The organism is Streptomyces sp. NBC_01478 (genome assembly GCF_036227225.1).
In the GTDB taxonomy this organism is placed as follows: Bacteria; Actinomycetota; Actinomycetes; order Streptomycetales; family Streptomycetaceae; genus Streptomyces.
On the sequence record NZ_CP109444.1, the window covers coordinates 1,418,054 to 1,432,488 of the forward strand.

A 14,435-nucleotide genomic window follows, 5' to 3' on the forward strand; every position below is an offset into this window, starting at 1 on the left:
GTGACCTGCCATGGACACTACGAGGAGCGCTTTTGCGGTGGCATCGGCAATATGACCTAGAGTCCGGGACATGCGGATCTCTGTTTCCTCGGACATGGACGAACCCGTCGCCCGCTCCCTCGTCGCCGAGTTGCGCGGCCGGGGCCACCAGGTGGTGACACACGGGGCGCTGCGGCCCGGGGACGACCCGCAGTGGGCGGTGTGCTCGGAGGCGGCGGCCCGCGAGGTCGCCACCGGGGCGGCGGACCAGGCGGTCGTGTGCTGCTGGACCGGTACGGGCGCGTCGATCGCCGCGAACAAGGTGCCCGGCGTCCGGGCGGCCCTGTGCGCGGACGCCTACACGGCGGACGGCGCACGCCGCTGGAACGACGCCAACGTGCTGGCCCTCAGCCTGCGACTGACCTCCGAGCCCCTGCTCAAGGAGATCCTCGACGCGTGGTTCGCCGCGGTGCCCAGCGAGGACGCCGACGACCGGGAGAACGTGTCCCGCATCGGACAGCTCGACCTCAACAGGTCTGCTCCGTAACCGAGTTCACTCCCCTACGGCCTCGGTGGGGCGGACCTGCGCTGGACCAGACACAGGACTGGACACATCCTGGTCTCGTGTCCAAGACTTCCTTCCCCTACGACGGCCCCGCCGCGCGCCGGCTTCCGTGGTACGCCCGGTCCGAGCCCGGCACCTGGACCTGTGAGCCGCCCCCGGCCGACGTACGGGACTTCCATGTCGGCCTGCCCGGCTACGCGCCCACCGCACTGACCGAACTCCCCACCCTGGCAAGGGACTTCGGTGTCGGGCGCGTGTTCGTCAAGGACGAGTCCGCGCGGCTGGGGCTGCCCGCGTTCAAGGCGCTGGGCGCGTCCTGGGCGATTCACCGGGTGCTGGCCCGGCGGCCGGCCGGCGGCGGTCCGGTGCGGCTGGTCACCGCGACCGACGGCAACCATGGCCGGGCCGTGGCCCGGACGGCCCGGCTGTTCGGGCAGCGGGCGCAGGTCTTCGTGCCGAGGGGCGTCCACCCGGCGGCCGTGACCGCGATCGAGGACGAGGGCGCGGACGTCGTCCTGGTCCCCGGCCCCTACGACGAGGCCGTGCGCCGGGCGGCCGACGCGGCGGCGGGCGGGCCGGACACCGTGCTCGTGCAGGACACCGCCTGGCCCGGCTACGAGCGGATTCCCGGTTGGATCGTGGAGGGCTACTCGACCCTGTTCGCCGAGACCGACGAGCAGTTGAGGGCCTCGGGCGTGGAGGCGCCGGGTCTGGTGGTCGTCCCGGCGGGAGTGGGCTCGCTCGCGCAGGCCGCCGTCGCCCATTACCGAGGTCGTGGGGCCGGGTCCGCTCCGACCGCCCTGATGACGGTCGAGCCCGACACCGCCGCCTGTGTCCTGGCCGGCCTCGTCCGCGGGGAGCCGGTCAGTGTGCCGACCGGCTCCACCACCATGGCCGGCCTGAACTGCGGCACCGTCTCCACCCTGGCCTGGCCGTACCTGCGCCACGGCCTGGACGCCGCCGTCGCCGTCACGGACGCCGAGAGCGCCGACGCCGCCCGCGAACTCGCCGCCGCCGGTGTCTCGTCGGGCCCCTGCGGTGCGGCCTCGTCGGCGGGCGCCCGCGCCGCCCTCACCGGCGACGGCGCCGCCGTACGCCGTAAAGCCCTGGGCATCGGTCCCACCTCGACCGTCGTCCTGCTCAGCACCGAAGGCGCGGACGCGAATCCGCACGCGGAGGAGGGGGCGCGATGACCCGGGCGCGGAGGAAGGCGCCGTCCAGTCGCTTCCGCCGTCGGTCCGGGTCCTCTTTTTTTTCCGGGTGCATGATTCATTTCCGGCAGGGAACTCGGATGCCTGGAGGTCGATACATATGTTTCCCCTGATCCTTGTTCTTCTTCTCGCGCTGCTTCTTTTCGGTGCGGGATTCGCCATCAAGATTCTCTGGTGGGTCGCGATTATTGTTCTTGTCCTGTGGCTGCTGGGATTCGTGGCCCGTTCAACGGGTTCCGGCGGTGCTCGAGGACGTTGGTACCGCTGGTAGGAGAAACCTCATCCGCCTCGAAATCCACTCACCATAAAGTGAGCTGCATTTCGCCTGTCGTGCCACCCCAGTAGACTGCTGGCCCGGCCTGATGAGGATCGAGGTGGCAGCGCGATGAGTACGGCCACCCTCGGTGCACCCTTCGTGCATCCCGCGCTGTTCTACCGGGGCGAGGAGCAGTACACCGCCGGTACGGTGCCGTTCGTGCGGGCGGGGCTGGCCGCCGGGGAGGCCGTCGCGGTCGCCGTCCCCGGCCCGCGCCTGGAACTGATCAGGGCCGGGCTGGGACCGAGCGGCGCCGGCGTGCGGTTCCTCGACATGACCGAGGTCGGCCGCAACCCGGGGCGGATCATCCCGGGCGTGCTGCGGGCCTTCGCCGACGCCCACGCCGACGGCGGCCGGGTCCGGATCATCGGAGAACCGATCTGGCCCGGCCGCACCGCCGTCGAATACCCGGCGTGCGTCCAGCACGAGGCGCTGATCAACTCCGCGTTCCGGGATCGCGAGGTGACGATCCTGTGTCCCTACGACGCGGACGAACTGGAGCCCGACGTGCTCGCCGACGCCCACGCCACCCACCCGGTCGTCATCGACGGGGACACCCCGCTGCCCAGCGCCGCCTACGATCCGCAGCGCGCGATCGCCCGCTACAACGAGCCGCTCCCCCACCCACGGGGCGCGGCTTCCGTCGCGTTCGACGCGCAAGAGCTCCCCAAGGCCCGCTACTTCGCGGTCCAGGAGGCCGAGAGACTGGGCCTGGCCGGCGTACGACTGCAGGATCTGACCCTGGCCGTCGCGGAGTTGACCACCAACAGCGTGCTGCACGGCGGCGGTTCGGGCACGCTGTGGATCTGGGCCGAGGACAAGCGGATCGTCTGCGAGGTCCGGGACCACGGCCGGCTGACGGATCCGCTGGCCGGCCGACGACCGCCCGCGCGCGACCAACCCGGCGGCCGGGGCCTCCTGTTGGTGCACTACGTCGCCGATCTCGTCCGCGTCCACACGGCTCAGGACGGCACAACCATCCGCTTCTACCTGGCCCGTTGACGCCTCACTGGCGGGGTGACGGAGGCGTCCACGCCGCTTCGGCGTCCGCTGCGGTGGGGTGAGTGCGGAAGACCCGGTCCAGCCCGACCATCTGGAAGATGCGGCTGATGTGCCCCGGGACCGCGACCAGGGCGATGCCCGCACGGGCCGCCAGGGCGTGGTTGCGGGCCGCGAGCAGGGCGGTGATGCCGCTGGAGTCGCAGAACGTGACACCGGCCAGGTCGACGACCAACTGCTGGCCGTCCTGGAGCGCGAGCCCGGGCAGGAGTTCACGCACCTGGGAGGCGCTGTCGTAGTCGAGCTCTCCGGTCAGTTCGACGACGGGCCCTGCGGGCGTGGTCCGGGTGCGCATGGCGAGTTGGGTCACGGCTGCTCTTCGTTGGTGGGTCGGGGCACGTTGATGGCGAGGACGGCGGTGTCGTCGTCGACTCCGGTGCCGAAGGTGTCGAGCAGGTCGCGGATCGCGGCGACGGCGGCCGAGGCGCTGGTGGGTGCCAGGGCGCGGGCGAAGTCGAGGAGGGCCTCGTCGCCGTAGCGGTCGCCGTCCCTGGTGCGGTCCGGGCGGGCCTCGGTGAGGCCGTCCGTGTGGAGCAACAGGGTGTCGCCCGCCGCCAGGTGGACGGTGGCGGTGGCGATATGGGCGTCGGGCAGGACGCCGATGAGCTGTCCGCCGGGGGTGTCCAGCGGCTCGACGCTGCCGTCGGCGCGCAGCAGCAGCGCGGGCGGGTGGCCGCCGCTGGCCAGGATGATACGGAAGCCGCCGCGGTCTCCCTCGGGGGTGAGCAGCCCGAAGACGACGGTGCAGAACCGCGGGTCCTGGCCGTTGTACTCGTGGTGGAGGACGGTGTTGAGGTTGCTCAGGACGGCGGCCGGGTCGGGGTCGTAGACGGCGGCGGCGCGCAGGGTGTAGCGGGCCAGCGAGGTGACGGCCGCCGCCGCGGCGCCCTTGCCGCACACGTCCCCGAGGAACAGCCCCCAGGTGCCGGCGGAGAGCGGGAAGAGGTCGTAGAAGTCGCCGCCGACCATGTCGGTGGAGGCCACGTGGTAGTGCGCGGCCACATCAAGTCCCGGCACGTTCACCAGAGTCGGCGGCAGCAGGGTCTGCTGGAGGGTGGCGTTGAGGCGCATGAGTTCCGCGCGTTCGCCTTCCGCCTCCTTGCGGGCGCGCAGCAGTTCCGTCTCGTAGGCGCGGCGGTCGCGGGCGTCGAAGACGGTGGTGCGGATCAGCAGCGGCCGGCCGTCGCGGTCGGTCTTGACGGTGGAGGTCACCAGCACGGGCAGTCGGCTGCCGTCGGTCGCCCTGAGTTCGAGGGCGATCCCGCTGACCTCGCCCTGCATGCGCAGCAGCGGGCCGAAGTGGGTCTCGTGGTAGAGACGGCCGCCGACGGTCAGCAGGTCGGAGAAGGTCTTCCGGCCCACCAGGTCGCCGCGGTCGTGGCCGAGCCAGTCGAGCAGCGTCGTGTTGATCTTCGCGATCGTGCCGTCCATCAGCGTGGAGAGGTAACCGCAGGGCGCGTGTTCGTACAGGTCCTCGGCGCTGTCCTCCAGGAGTGCGGAGAACAGCGTGTGGTCGTCGCCGGGGGGCTGCTCGGGATGTCTCCCGGGCGGCCGGTGATCGCCGCTCCCGCTGTCGCCGCCGGCGCCCATCAGCGCAGGGCTCGGACGAAGTCGGTGATGGCGATGGCCGTTTCCTTCGGTGCGGCGAGCTGGGGGCAGTGCCCGGTCGCGTCCAGGGTGACCAGTCGGCTGCCGGGGATCCGCTCGTGGACGAAGGCGCCGACCTCCGGGGGTGCGATCGCGTCGACGGAGCACTGGGCGACCAGCGTGGGCACGGTCACCTCCGCGAGGTCCTCGCGGTTGTCGGAGAGGAACGTGACGCGGGCGAAGACGCCGGCGATGTCGGGGTCGGTGCGGCAGAAGCTGTTGGTCAACTCCTCGCCCAGTTCCGGGCGTTCGGGGTTGCCCATGATCATCGGCGCCATGGCGCCCGACCAGCCCAGGTAGTTCGCGTCCAGGGACTCCAGCAGCTCGTCGACGTCCTCGGCGCTGAATCCGCCGCGATAGCCGGCGGCGGGGTCGTCGACGAAGCACGGCGAGGGGGCGAGCAGCACCAGACCGGCGAACGCCTCCGGCTCGCGGGCCGCGGCCAGGACGCCCATCATCGCGCTCACGGAGTGCCCCACGAACGTCACGGGGCCGAGCGCCAGCTCACGGCAGATCTCCAGCACGTCCTCGGTGTAGCCGTCCAGGGTGGAGTAGCGCTCACGGCTCCAGGCCGACAGATCGGAGCGCCCGGCGCCCACATGGTCGAAGAGCACCACAGTGGCCTCGCGTTCCAGGAGGGGGACCACCAGCCGCCACATGTGCTGGTCGCAGCCGAACCCGTGGGCCAGCATCACGACCGGACCTCCGGCCCGGCCCGAGACCGTCACATGGTTCCTGTTCCGCACACTCATGCGGCACATCCTCACAGACCGCGCCCTTCTCCACCCGCCGCGCCCACCTCGTACCGGCGTCTCAGGGCTGCTTCGGCCTGCCCAGGGACCAGCCGGACACGTCCGTGAGCCGGCCGCGCCACAGGGGCATGGCGACGGACCCGCCGCCCGCTGCGACGCCGGTGGCGTCGCGCAGATGGATCCACTGCGGCAGCCGTTGCGGACCGGGTCCGCCCTGCTTGTCCAGGACCGCCTCGTCCACCTGCTGCGGGAACCGCTCCAGCAGATGCGCGCCGGGACTGTCCGTCCCGTGCAGACCACGCGCCCAGTCCGTGGTCCAGGCCTCGTGGGAGATCAGGTCGCCGTGGAGAAAGGCACCACCGACGGTGAGGGTGATGGGCAGCGCGGCCTGCGCGTCCTCGCCCATCAGCCGTACCAGCATCTGGAGTTGGAGGTCGGGCACGGACTCCGTCACGATCGGGGCGGCGGGCTGGTGCAGGGGATCGTGGTCGGTGCTCGTGGTGCTCATGCCGGGTGATCCTTTCGGGGCCGCGCGAGGGAGAGTCTGTCGGGCGGGGGGATCACGTGGGCAGGAGGCCGGTGCGTAGTTTGGCGAGGGTGCGGTTGAGCAGGCGGGAGATGTGCATCTGCGACAGGTTCAGTACGCGGCCGATCTCCGCCTGGGTCAGCTCCTGGCCGAAGCGCATCTCGATGATGGTCCGCTCCCGCTCGTCGAGCTGTTGCAGCAGCGGGCCGAGCGTGTGCAGGTCCTCGAACAGCTCCAGCGCCGGGTCGGCGTCGCCCATCGTGTCCGCGTACTTGGGCGCGCTGTCGCCTTCGTCGTCGCCGTTCGGGGTGTCGATGGAGCCCGCGACATAGCCGTTGGCCGCGACCAGGCCCTCGATGACCTCGTCCTCGGACAGCTCCAGGTGGGCGGCGAGTTCCTTGACCGTGGGGGTGCGGCCCAGCTCGGTGCCGAGGGTCTCCTTGCTCTTGGCGAGGTCGACGCGGAGTTCCTGGAGGCGGCGCGGGACGTGCACGGCCCAGGTGGTGTCGCGGAAGAACCGCTTGATCTCACCGAGGATGTAGGGGATCGCGAAGGAGGTGAACTCGACCTCGCGCGTCAGGTCGAAGCGGTCGATGGCCTTGATCAGGCCGATCGTGCCGACCTGGATGACGTCCTCCATGTCACCGCTGCCCCGGTTGCGGAACCGGCGCGCCGCGAAGGACACCAGCGACAGGTTCATCTCGATCAGCGTGTTCCGCGCGTACTGGTACTCGCGGGTGCCCTCCTCCAGCTCCTGCAGCCGGTCGAGGAAGAGCCTGGACATCACCCGTGCGTCCTTGGGGGCGACCTTGGCCCCGTCCTCGATCCACGGCAGGTCGTCCACGAGCTCCGGTGCGGCCGTGCGGACAGGAGCAGTTGCTTCGAGGACCTTCACGGTGGAAGCCACGATGCCGCCTTCGCTGGAGAACAGGACGAACGTCGCGTGCCCCCGTCGCGCGCATACATGTCCGCCCGGACGTCACAATTCCGCGGCCCGCCCGAAAAGCAGCCCGATGCCTGGGTTCACAGGCGGCGCCAGCGTGCCGAGGCGAAGGAGAAACCGCCGAAGAGGACCAGCCCGACGGCGACGGCGACCAGCAGCCACGGCCCCGCCGGAGTGTGCGCGAAGGTGCGCAGGGTCGCGTCCATGCCCTTGGCCTCGTGGGGGTCGAAGCGGACGGCGGCGACCAGCGCGAACACACCCACCCCGGCGAACACGACACCGCGCGCGACTCCGCCGCCCACACCGAGACCGGTGACGGTCTGCCGTATCCGGCGGCTCATCTTCCCGGTCTCCAGCTTCCGCAGGAACCGCCGCATCACCGCGCGCACCGCGAGGGTCGCACCGACCCCGATCAGGACGCAGCCGACGATACCCACCAGCACCTGACCGCCCGGCAGCTTCAACGCCGAGGCGGTCCAGTCCCGTGACTTGGCGTCACTGCCGGAGGACCCGCCGGTCCCGGCGGCGAAGGACGCCGTACCCCAGCAGACGAAGCCGTAGAACACGGCCCGGCCGCCGTCCAGCAGCCGTGAACCGACCTTGCGCGAGGGCCCGTTGTCCAATATGGCCCCGGAGGCCCGCCAGATCGCCATGCAGCCGAAGCCGACGACGAGCAGCCACAGCATCACCTTCCCGAAGGGCTGCGCCGCGACCTGCTGCAACGCCCCCTGCCGGTCCGCCTCCCGGCCTCCGCCGCCGAACGCGATCTGCAGGGCCAGAGCACCGACGAGGACGTACACGACACCTCGTGCGACGAAGCCGGCGCGCCCGGTGACGGCCAGCGCCCGCCTCCCCTCGGCCTGTCCCGGTGCGCGGCTCCGGGCGGTGGAACTCGCTCTCCGGAGGCCCCACTTGTGCGTGTGCGACGACGTCATGATGCCTTTCCTGGAAACACTGGACGGCCGGGACATGGACGCGCGGTACGCGTCCCGTCCTGTCGCGTGCCCCCGGTTCGGGCTTCGATGTATGTCCGGGGGACGGCATCGGCCGATCACCCGGCGGCGGCCCCCTCGAAGCTGTTACGTTCCTTTCAAGATCCCCGGATCTCCCTGTGCCCCCACCCCCACACCCGTGTCGAGGCCGCCTCCATGTCCAACTCCCCTTCCGCCGACCGCGCGCGCGGACGCCACCGCAAGAGCGGAACGGTCAGCCCCGTGCTCCGCCGTGTCGCCGTCGTCGCGCTCACCGCACCGGTCGCCGGGACGATCCTGTTCGGCACGTCCGCGTTCGCCGCCGAGCAGGCCGCCCCCAAGTCCCTCGCGAAGACCGACACCGTCACGCTCGACACCGCCGAGCAGCAGATCGCGGCCAACCTCGACACGCGGGTCCAGGACGTCCGGCTGGGCAGCACGTTCAGCGGTGTCGTCATCGACGCCCAGTCCACGGCGGCCATTTGGGGCCACGACGCGACGACCGCGCTGATGCCCGCGTCGAACACCAAACTCGCCACCTCCACGGCCGCGTTGACGATCCTCGGCCCCGACCACCGCTTCACCACGAAGGCCGTCTACGACAACGGCACCCTCACTCTGGTCGGGGGCGGGGACCGCACCCTGACCACCGCCGACCTCACCGCGATGGCCACCACCGCCGTCGCGGGCCTGAAGAGCGCGGGCCTGACCTCGGTGAAGGTGGCGGTCGACGACAGTCTCTTCCCCGAGCCCACGCTCGCCACCGGCTGGAACTCCGGCTACTACCCCGACTCCATCGCTCCGGTACGGGCGTTGGTGGTCGACGGCCGCCATGTCACCGACACCTCGCTGGACGCGGGCCAGATCTTCGCCAAACTGGTCGCCAAACAGGGTGTCACCGTCACCGGGACCGTCTCCCACGCCACCGCCGCCACCTCGGCCGTCCCCGTGGCGCAGCACCAGTCGGCCGCGCTGTCGGCCGTCGTCGAGCACATGCTCAAGGTGAGCGACAACGACATCGCCGAGACCCTGCTCCGCATGACCGCGCTGGCCGCCGGCCGCCCGGCCACCTTCGAGGACGGCACGGCGGTCGTACGCCAGGTACTCACCCGGTACGGCGTCTCGCTGGCCAACTTCGAGGTCTACGACGGCAGCGGGCTCTCCCGCTCCAACCGCATCCCGGCCCAGACCATCGCCGACATCCTGCACCTCGCCGACGACCCGGCCAACGCCCCGACCCTGAAGTACATCGTGGACGGGCTGCCGGTCTCGGGTGAGGCGGGTTCGACGCTGGGACCCGAGTGGGGGCGCTTCGACACCGCGGACTCGAAGTGCGCCGTCGGGAAGGTCAGCGCCAAGACGGGCACGCTGACCGGCGCGATCGCGCTGAGCGGTCTGACCGTGGCCGCGGACGGGCGCTGGAAGATCTTCTCGTTCATCGAGAACAACTCGACGGCCGCCCCGGACGCCACCAAGGACGCCCTGGACGGCCTCGCCGCCACGGTCAACGGCTGCTGGGCATAAGCACCGTCAACGGCTGCTGTGCACAAGAGGGTTGTGACACCGCGGCGCGTCAGAGCGCCGCGGTCGTCCCCTCGCCGGCGCCGCTGCCCGCGAGCCACTGGTCCCAGCCGAGGTTGAAGTCGGCGTAGCCGTTGTCGGCCGGGGCCTTGCCGCGGGGCGAGCCGGTGATGGTGATGGGGTCGCCCTGCTTGACCTGGCCGTAGAACCACTTGGCGTCCGACAGGGACAGGTGGACACAGCCGTGCGAACCGCGGGCGCTGCCGCTGCCCGGGTTCGGGTCACCGGTCGAGTAGTGCACGTAGGTGCCCGACTGGGTGAGGTGGATGTCCCAGGGCAGGGTCAGGTCGTAGAAGTTGGCGCTGCCCTTGTCGCAACTGATGCCGACGCTGCAGGAGGTCATGTGGACCTTCTCCTGCTTGTCGATGACGGCCATCGTGCCGTCCCACGTCGGGTACTCGGCGCTGCCCGCGTTGATCGACAGGGTGCGCACCGCCGCGCCGTTCTTGGTCACCTTCATGGTGTGGTTGGTGACCGAGACATCCGCGCGGACGTCGTCGCCGATCTTGAAGGTGTGCGTGTAACTGTGCACGCCGTACCGCCCGTTGCCGTTGCTGACGCCGTTCATGTCGGCGTCGATCTTCACGGTCGTACCGGAGGGCCAGTACGTCTTGGGGCGCCAGTCGACGCGCCGGTCGCCCATCCAGTGCCAGGCACCGACGACCGACTGCGAGGCGCTGACCTTCATGTGCTTCTCGACCGTGGCCCGGGCCTTGGACGCCACCGGGTTGGTGAAGATCACCGAGATCGGCATGGCCACGCCGACCGTGGTTCCGGTCTGCGGGGTGATCGTGTCCAGCAGCATCGGTGGGCCCGCGGGCTTGGTCGGCGACGGAGAGGCACTCGCGCTCGCCTTGGCCGATGCCTTCGCGTCGTCCGCGTTCGCCTTGTCGCTGCCACCCCCGCCGCAGGCACTAGCGCCCACCAGCACCGCACCCGTCACGAGCGCGATCCCTATGCTGCCCTTGCGCCGTCCCACGACTTGCCCCACTCTCTAGCTCCTCGACCCTGACGGGCCCGACTCACTGTCAGACAGCGACAGAGGGGGCCTCAGTTGCACGCGGCACGTAAAACGTCTCTCAAGACTCGGTACGCGGCGAGTGATCGACGCTGTTCTGCCGCCTACCACGAAACGGCCCAGGTATGCCGGGATCCCGAAACCCGCCTTGGGCCTCGCTGTCAGCGGGAGAACCGCTCCGGCCGGAAGTCCGCGAGCAGCCCGTCCCTCGTCCCGTCGAGGATCTCGGCGGCGAGCAGCCGACCGAGCACCGGCCCGAGGGTGATACCGCTGTGGGAGACGGCCTCGTAGTAGCCCGGTACGGACGGCACCGCTCCCACCGAGGGGAAACCGTCGGCCGGGATGGGCCGGAACGCCACCCGGGTCCGTGCGATGCGGGAGTCGGCGAGCGCGGGGACGACCTGTCGTACCGATGCGTGCAGCAGCCGGGCGAGTTCCGCGGGATCCTCCTCGCCGGTGTCGATGAGTGCGTCCACCTCGCGGCTGTGGAGGACCATCGATCCGTCTCCGTCGGGGCGGATCTCGATGTGGGGCGCGTGCATGGCCCGGTGGACGGGGACCGGGGCGCAGTCGATCCGGGTGACGACTCCGGGTTCCCGGCGCATCGGCAGGTGGCGCCCGACTAGCTCGGCGATCCGGGAGGCGCTCGGGCCCGCCGCGTTCACGACGGCATCGACGTCGAGGCCGCTCCCGTCGGACAGGGAGAGGGTCCGCACGCTCCCGCCGGCCTCGGTGCCGATGTCACGGACCTCGGTGCCGGACCTCAACTCGGCGCCTGCGGCGACGGCTTGGCCGACCAGACGGCCGACGAGGTGGCGGCCGTGCACCCAGGCCTCGTCGGGGTAGAGCACGACGGGTACCTCGTCGGGCAGCGCGAGGGCGGGTTCGAGGCGGCGGCGCACCTCGGCTCCCGTGGACATCTCGACCCGGTAGCCCCAAGCGGCCAGCAGTTCGGCCGTTTCCAGGAACTTCGCCTCCGCCGCGGGGTCGTCCGCCCAGCGCAGATGGCCGCCGGGATACCACCACGAGTCCGGCCCGATGGCCGTGGCGAGTTCGCGGTGCGCCGCCATGCCCGCGACGTTCAGGTCGAAGTAGGACCTGCGCACGGTCTTGTTGCTCGCGTTGACCCACGAGAAGGACCAGTCGGTGACGCCTTCGCCCGGCCGGCCCGCGTCGATGAGGACCACCTCGGCACCGCGCCGCGACAGGTTCCAGCCCACGCAGGCTCCGAGGATGCCCACTCCGATGACGGCGACACGACCGGGCGGCTGCACGGAACCCATTCTCACGAACACCTCTCCCGGATCGCGGGCGAAGAACTCGACTCCCGTCCCAGCATGCAAGAGCGGTGCCGCGCACGTGCCGGTATCGAGACTTTCCGCACCTACCCGCGTTCACCCGCGCCCTGCACAATCGCGGGCGTGACGATCACCGAGCACGTGCCGCCGCCCACGCGCAACACTCCCCTCGCGCTCGCCCGGGGGTTTCTCACGGGTGGTGTGACCGGGGCGTCGTTGGCCGCGTTCGTCGTCGGCTGTGTCATCGAGAGCGTTCCGCTGTGTGTCCTGGGTGTGGGCGTGCCCGTGGTCTACGGTCTGCTGTTCTTCCTCGCCGGGATGCCGAGGCGGCTCCGGGAGGCGGCGGTCCCACCTCGCACGGCTCTCGCGCGGATCGAGACGGTGGAGGCCGTCGGGGGTGAGGCGACGAGCGACGTGGCGGTGCGGTTCGACGTCACGGTCGCGCCGGACGACGTGCCGGCGTACCGCGTCGTGTTCACGCAGAACATCAACCTCGTCGACCTGTCCGACTACCGGCCGGGCTCGGTCGTGGTGGTCCAGTACCCGCCGGACCGGCTGTGGCGGGTACGGATCGTGAAGCGGCCGGCGCTGGAGTGGGCGGAGCGGGTGGCCGGGGCCGGTCTCGACTCGGCGCCCGGACCGGCCGTGGTGCGCGACCCCGCCGAGGGCTGTGGTCCCGTCGGCTTCGTCTCGCTGTTCGCGCTGCTGCTCGCCGCGGCCGCCGTGGTCCTGCTGTTCCGTGCCGACCTGTTCGACGAGGACACCGCCGCGCAACCGTCCCCCTCCGGCCGGCCGGCCGTCTCCTCCACGTCGTCGACCACGGTCGTGACCTCGGCGTCCGGCACGGTCGCCCTCGGCGCCGGCCAGTCGTTTCTCGACCAGGGCGAACTGCGCCGGGCCGTCGGCTCGTTGACCAAGGGCAAGGACTCCGACCGGGCACTCACCGTCGTCGTACAGGACCGCCTGCTGTCGGTCGTGTTCGCCCCCACCGGCTCGCAGGCCCCGGGGTTCGACCCCGACTCCGTGCCGTACGAACGTTTCCCCGCGCTGGTCGAGGAGGCCAGGTCCACGCTCGGTGTCCCTTCTCCGCAGACCTGGCAGATCACCGTCGACCGCCTCACCGGCTCCCTCACCGTCCGCGTCGGCGTGACCGGCCGCGACGGTGCGGCCTCGCTGGAGGCGGACGACCAGGGCAAGGTGGTACGGCGCACCCCGGCCGACTGACGAGCGGACGACCGACCGCCGTCTCATCCCCGGCCCCTGCCGAACCGCAGCAGTGAGCGCCGCAGTTCCTGCTTGCGTCGGGTGACCGCCGCCGATCGCAGACCGTCGCCGTCCTCCCTCAACTCCCGTTCCAGAGCGCGCGTTTCGTCGACGCGTCCGAGCGGCAGGAGTACGTCCGCCAGGCGCAGCCGGGTCAGGGCCGTGCCCCGGCGATCGTCCGAGGCGCGGGCCGCCAGCGCGTACTCGAAAGCGGGTACCGCCTCCCCGGCCTCGCGGAGCGCCAGCAGCGCCTCGCCCCGCTGGAACTCGAAGTCGGCGCGTGCGTAGGACTCGAAGGGGTGCCGGCCCGCCCCCTCGGGGACCACGCCGCCCTCAGCCTCGGTGAGTGCCCGCAACGCGTCCTCGCGCTCGCCGCGGCTCGCGGCCGTCACCGCCAACTGGGCCTGGGCGAAGGCCCGTACGGCGCGAGGAGTGCCGTGCGCGGTTCTGACGGCGGCGCGGGCGGTCTCGTCGGCGATCCGCAGATGTCCCAAGCCGTAGGCCTGCGCGCTCAGGGTCCGCAGGGCGATGACGGTCAACTCGCGGTTCTCCGCGGTCACCGCGAGTTCCCGTGCCGCCAGGTAGCAGTGCTGGGCCTCGCCGTTGCGCAGGTCGTCCGCGTACATACGGCCCAGGACGAGGGCGAGTTGTGATGCCTCGGCGTACCGCTCGCGCCGTAACTCGCCGCGTGTTCCGCGCAGTTGGCCGGCCACCGCCTCGGCCAGGTAGGTGCGCAGGGTACCGCGGGCGAATCCGCCGCCCTGCGCCTGGAGGGTCCGGGTGAAGAACAGCGCCGCGGAGTTCCTTGCGCCCGGTGCCCGCGCGGACCCGACCGCCCTTCCCGTGCCCGGGGCCCGGTTCGCGGGCCGGGTCCGCGCGGGCCGGTAGGGAACCGGGCCGGAGAGTCTGTGGAGCAGTCCGACGAGGCCACCGGTGTCCGGGGGTGTCAACTGCGCAGGGACAACGGGGGTTTGGCCCGCCAGGCCCGCCTCGTCCGCGGTGACGACCCGGCCGCAGCGTCGGCCGAGTGCCTCGCAGACCAGCGGCCGGACTCGCGGCACGGGGTGACTGCCCGTCAGCCAGTGGGCCACCGTGGTCCGGTCGTACCGCAGGACCATCCCCGCCTCGGCCGCCACCGCGTTCACGGCCCGCGCGAGGCCGCCCTGGGTCCAGTCCGTCTCCTCGATCAGCGCGCGCAGCCGGGTATTGGGAATGCGCGTCCGCGCCATCCAGGTCTCCTGTCATCGGTGGTTTCCCACCGCGCCTCGACGGTCCAAAAGATATTGATCGTTATCCTTTTCCCATT

Annotated in this window: 15 protein-coding genes; 6 read left to right on the plus strand and 9 right to left on the minus strand. The window is 71.3% G+C overall.

The genetic code is table 11. The annotated features are described in order from the left end of the window. Nucleotides 1-70 precede the first annotated feature (70 nt). The 4 genes from OG223_RS06360 (at nucleotide 71) to OG223_RS06375 (ending at nucleotide 3,073) form a co-directional block, all read left to right on the plus strand. Entirely contained in the window at nucleotides 71-526 is a 456-nt protein-coding gene (locus tag OG223_RS06360) for an RpiB/LacA/LacB family sugar-phosphate isomerase (protein ID WP_329243624.1), read from the plus strand. Between the two features lie 77 nt (nucleotides 527-603). Continuing rightward, complete coding sequence (locus OG223_RS06365) at nucleotides 604-1,737, plus strand: pyridoxal-phosphate dependent enzyme (protein WP_329243626.1); 1,134 nt, start codon at nucleotides 604-606, stop codon at nucleotides 1,735-1,737. A 118-nt stretch (nucleotides 1,738-1,855) separates the two neighbouring features. Further along, entirely contained in the window at nucleotides 1,856-2,026 is a 171-nt protein-coding gene (locus OG223_RS06370) for a hydrophobic protein (protein WP_329243629.1), read from the plus strand. Between the two features lie 114 nt (nucleotides 2,027-2,140). Further along, nucleotides 2,141-3,073, plus strand: a complete 933-nt coding sequence (locus tag OG223_RS06375) for an anti-sigma factor RsbA family regulatory protein (RefSeq protein ID WP_329243631.1) — start codon at nucleotides 2,141-2,143, stop codon at nucleotides 3,071-3,073. 4 nt (nucleotides 3,074-3,077) lie between these two features. Here the strand turns inward: OG223_RS06375 and OG223_RS06380 are convergent, their stop codons facing one another. The 6 genes from OG223_RS06380 to OG223_RS06405 form a co-directional block, all read right to left on the minus strand. Continuing rightward, nucleotides 3,078-3,440, minus strand: coding sequence for an STAS domain-containing protein (locus OG223_RS06380; protein WP_329243635.1), 363 nt, complete (start codon nucleotides 3,438-3,440; stop codon nucleotides 3,078-3,080). Beyond that, nucleotides 3,437-4,720, minus strand: coding sequence for a PP2C family protein-serine/threonine phosphatase (locus tag OG223_RS06385; RefSeq protein ID WP_329243637.1), 1,284 nt, complete (start codon nucleotides 4,718-4,720; stop codon nucleotides 3,437-3,439). Before OG223_RS06385 ends, OG223_RS06380 begins: the two co-directional genes overlap by 4 nt. Continuing rightward, nucleotides 4,720-5,529, minus strand: a complete 810-nt coding sequence (locus tag OG223_RS06390; protein ID WP_329243639.1) for an alpha/beta fold hydrolase — start codon at nucleotides 5,527-5,529, stop codon at nucleotides 4,720-4,722. Before OG223_RS06390 ends, OG223_RS06385 begins: the two co-directional genes overlap by 1 nt. A gap of 61 nt (nucleotides 5,530-5,590) precedes the next feature. Beyond that, nucleotides 5,591-6,037 (minus strand): hypothetical protein, encoded by a 447-nt coding sequence (locus OG223_RS06395; protein WP_329243643.1) that lies wholly within the window; start codon nucleotides 6,035-6,037, stop codon nucleotides 5,591-5,593. A gap of 52 nt (nucleotides 6,038-6,089) precedes the next feature. Beyond that, a complete protein-coding gene (locus OG223_RS06400) occupies nucleotides 6,090-6,965 on the minus strand; it encodes an RNA polymerase sigma factor SigF (RefSeq protein WP_329265169.1) in 876 nt (291 codons plus the stop codon). 113 nt (nucleotides 6,966-7,078) lie between these two features. Next, on the minus strand, nucleotides 7,079-7,933 hold the full coding sequence (locus OG223_RS06405; protein WP_329243646.1) for a DUF1206 domain-containing protein: 855 nt from the start codon (nucleotides 7,931-7,933) through the stop codon (nucleotides 7,079-7,081). A gap of 213 nt (nucleotides 7,934-8,146) precedes the next feature. On the opposite strand from OG223_RS06405, the gene dacB reads away from it, so the two are divergent. Then, nucleotides 8,147-9,493 (plus strand): D-alanyl-D-alanine carboxypeptidase/D-alanyl-D-alanine endopeptidase, encoded by a 1,347-nt coding sequence (dacB, locus tag OG223_RS06410; protein ID WP_329243648.1) that lies wholly within the window; start codon nucleotides 8,147-8,149, stop codon nucleotides 9,491-9,493. A gap of 49 nt (nucleotides 9,494-9,542) precedes the next feature. Here dacB and OG223_RS06415 read toward each other — a convergent pair whose 3' ends face one another. After that, a complete protein-coding gene (locus OG223_RS06415) occupies nucleotides 9,543-10,541 on the minus strand; it encodes a L,D-transpeptidase (RefSeq protein WP_329243650.1) in 999 nt (332 codons plus the stop codon). Between the two features lie 188 nt (nucleotides 10,542-10,729). Next, nucleotides 10,730-11,851 carry an NAD(P)/FAD-dependent oxidoreductase gene (locus OG223_RS06420; protein ID WP_329243652.1) on the minus strand — a complete coding sequence of 374 codons (1,122 nt, stop codon included), beginning with the start codon at nucleotides 11,849-11,851 and terminating at the stop codon, nucleotides 10,730-10,732. Nucleotides 11,852-11,989: 138 nt separating this feature from the next. Between OG223_RS06420 and OG223_RS06425 the strand changes: the two genes are divergently transcribed. After that, nucleotides 11,990-13,090 carry a hypothetical protein gene (locus tag OG223_RS06425; protein WP_329243655.1) on the plus strand — a complete coding sequence of 367 codons (1,101 nt, stop codon included), beginning with the start codon at nucleotides 11,990-11,992 and terminating at the stop codon, nucleotides 13,088-13,090. Nucleotides 13,091-13,113: 23 nt separating this feature from the next. On the opposite strand, the gene OG223_RS06430 is transcribed toward OG223_RS06425, so the two are convergent. Next, a complete protein-coding gene (locus OG223_RS06430) occupies nucleotides 13,114-14,358 on the minus strand; it encodes a hypothetical protein (protein ID WP_329243657.1) in 1,245 nt (414 codons plus the stop codon). Nucleotides 14,359-14,435: the final 77 nt, after the last annotated feature.

What these genes read in the sequence shown, in the direction of transcription:
- OG223_RS06360 (WP_329243624.1), top strand. Translation starts at nt 71, where the DNA reads ATGCGGATCTCTGTTTCCTCGGACATGGACGAACCCGTCGCCCGCTCC.
- OG223_RS06370 (WP_329243629.1), top strand. Translation starts at nt 1,856, where the DNA reads ATGTTTCCCCTGATCCTTGTTCTTCTTCTCGCGCTGCTTCTTTTCGGT.
- OG223_RS06375 (WP_329243631.1), top strand. Translation starts at nt 2,141, where the DNA reads ATGAGTACGGCCACCCTCGGTGCACCCTTCGTGCATCCCGCGCTGTTC.
- OG223_RS06385 (WP_329243637.1), bottom strand. Translation starts at nt 4,720, where the DNA reads ATGGGCGCCGGCGGCGACAGCGGGAGCGGCGATCACCGGCCGCCCGGG.
- OG223_RS06390 (WP_329243639.1), bottom strand. Translation starts at nt 5,529, where the DNA reads ATGAGTGTGCGGAACAGGAACCATGTGACGGTCTCGGGCCGGGCCGGA.
- OG223_RS06395 (WP_329243643.1), bottom strand. Translation starts at nt 6,037, where the DNA reads ATGAGCACCACGAGCACCGACCACGATCCCCTGCACCAGCCCGCCGCC.
- OG223_RS06405 (WP_329243646.1), bottom strand. Translation starts at nt 7,933, where the DNA reads ATGACGTCGTCGCACACGCACAAGTGGGGCCTCCGGAGAGCGAGTTCC.
- dacB (WP_329243648.1), top strand. Translation starts at nt 8,147, where the DNA reads ATGTCCAACTCCCCTTCCGCCGACCGCGCGCGCGGACGCCACCGCAAG.
- OG223_RS06420 (WP_329243652.1), bottom strand. Translation starts at nt 11,851, where the DNA reads ATGGGTTCCGTGCAGCCGCCCGGTCGTGTCGCCGTCATCGGAGTGGGC.
- OG223_RS06430 (WP_329243657.1), bottom strand. Translation starts at nt 14,358, where the DNA reads ATGGCGCGGACGCGCATTCCCAATACCCGGCTGCGCGCGCTGATCGAG.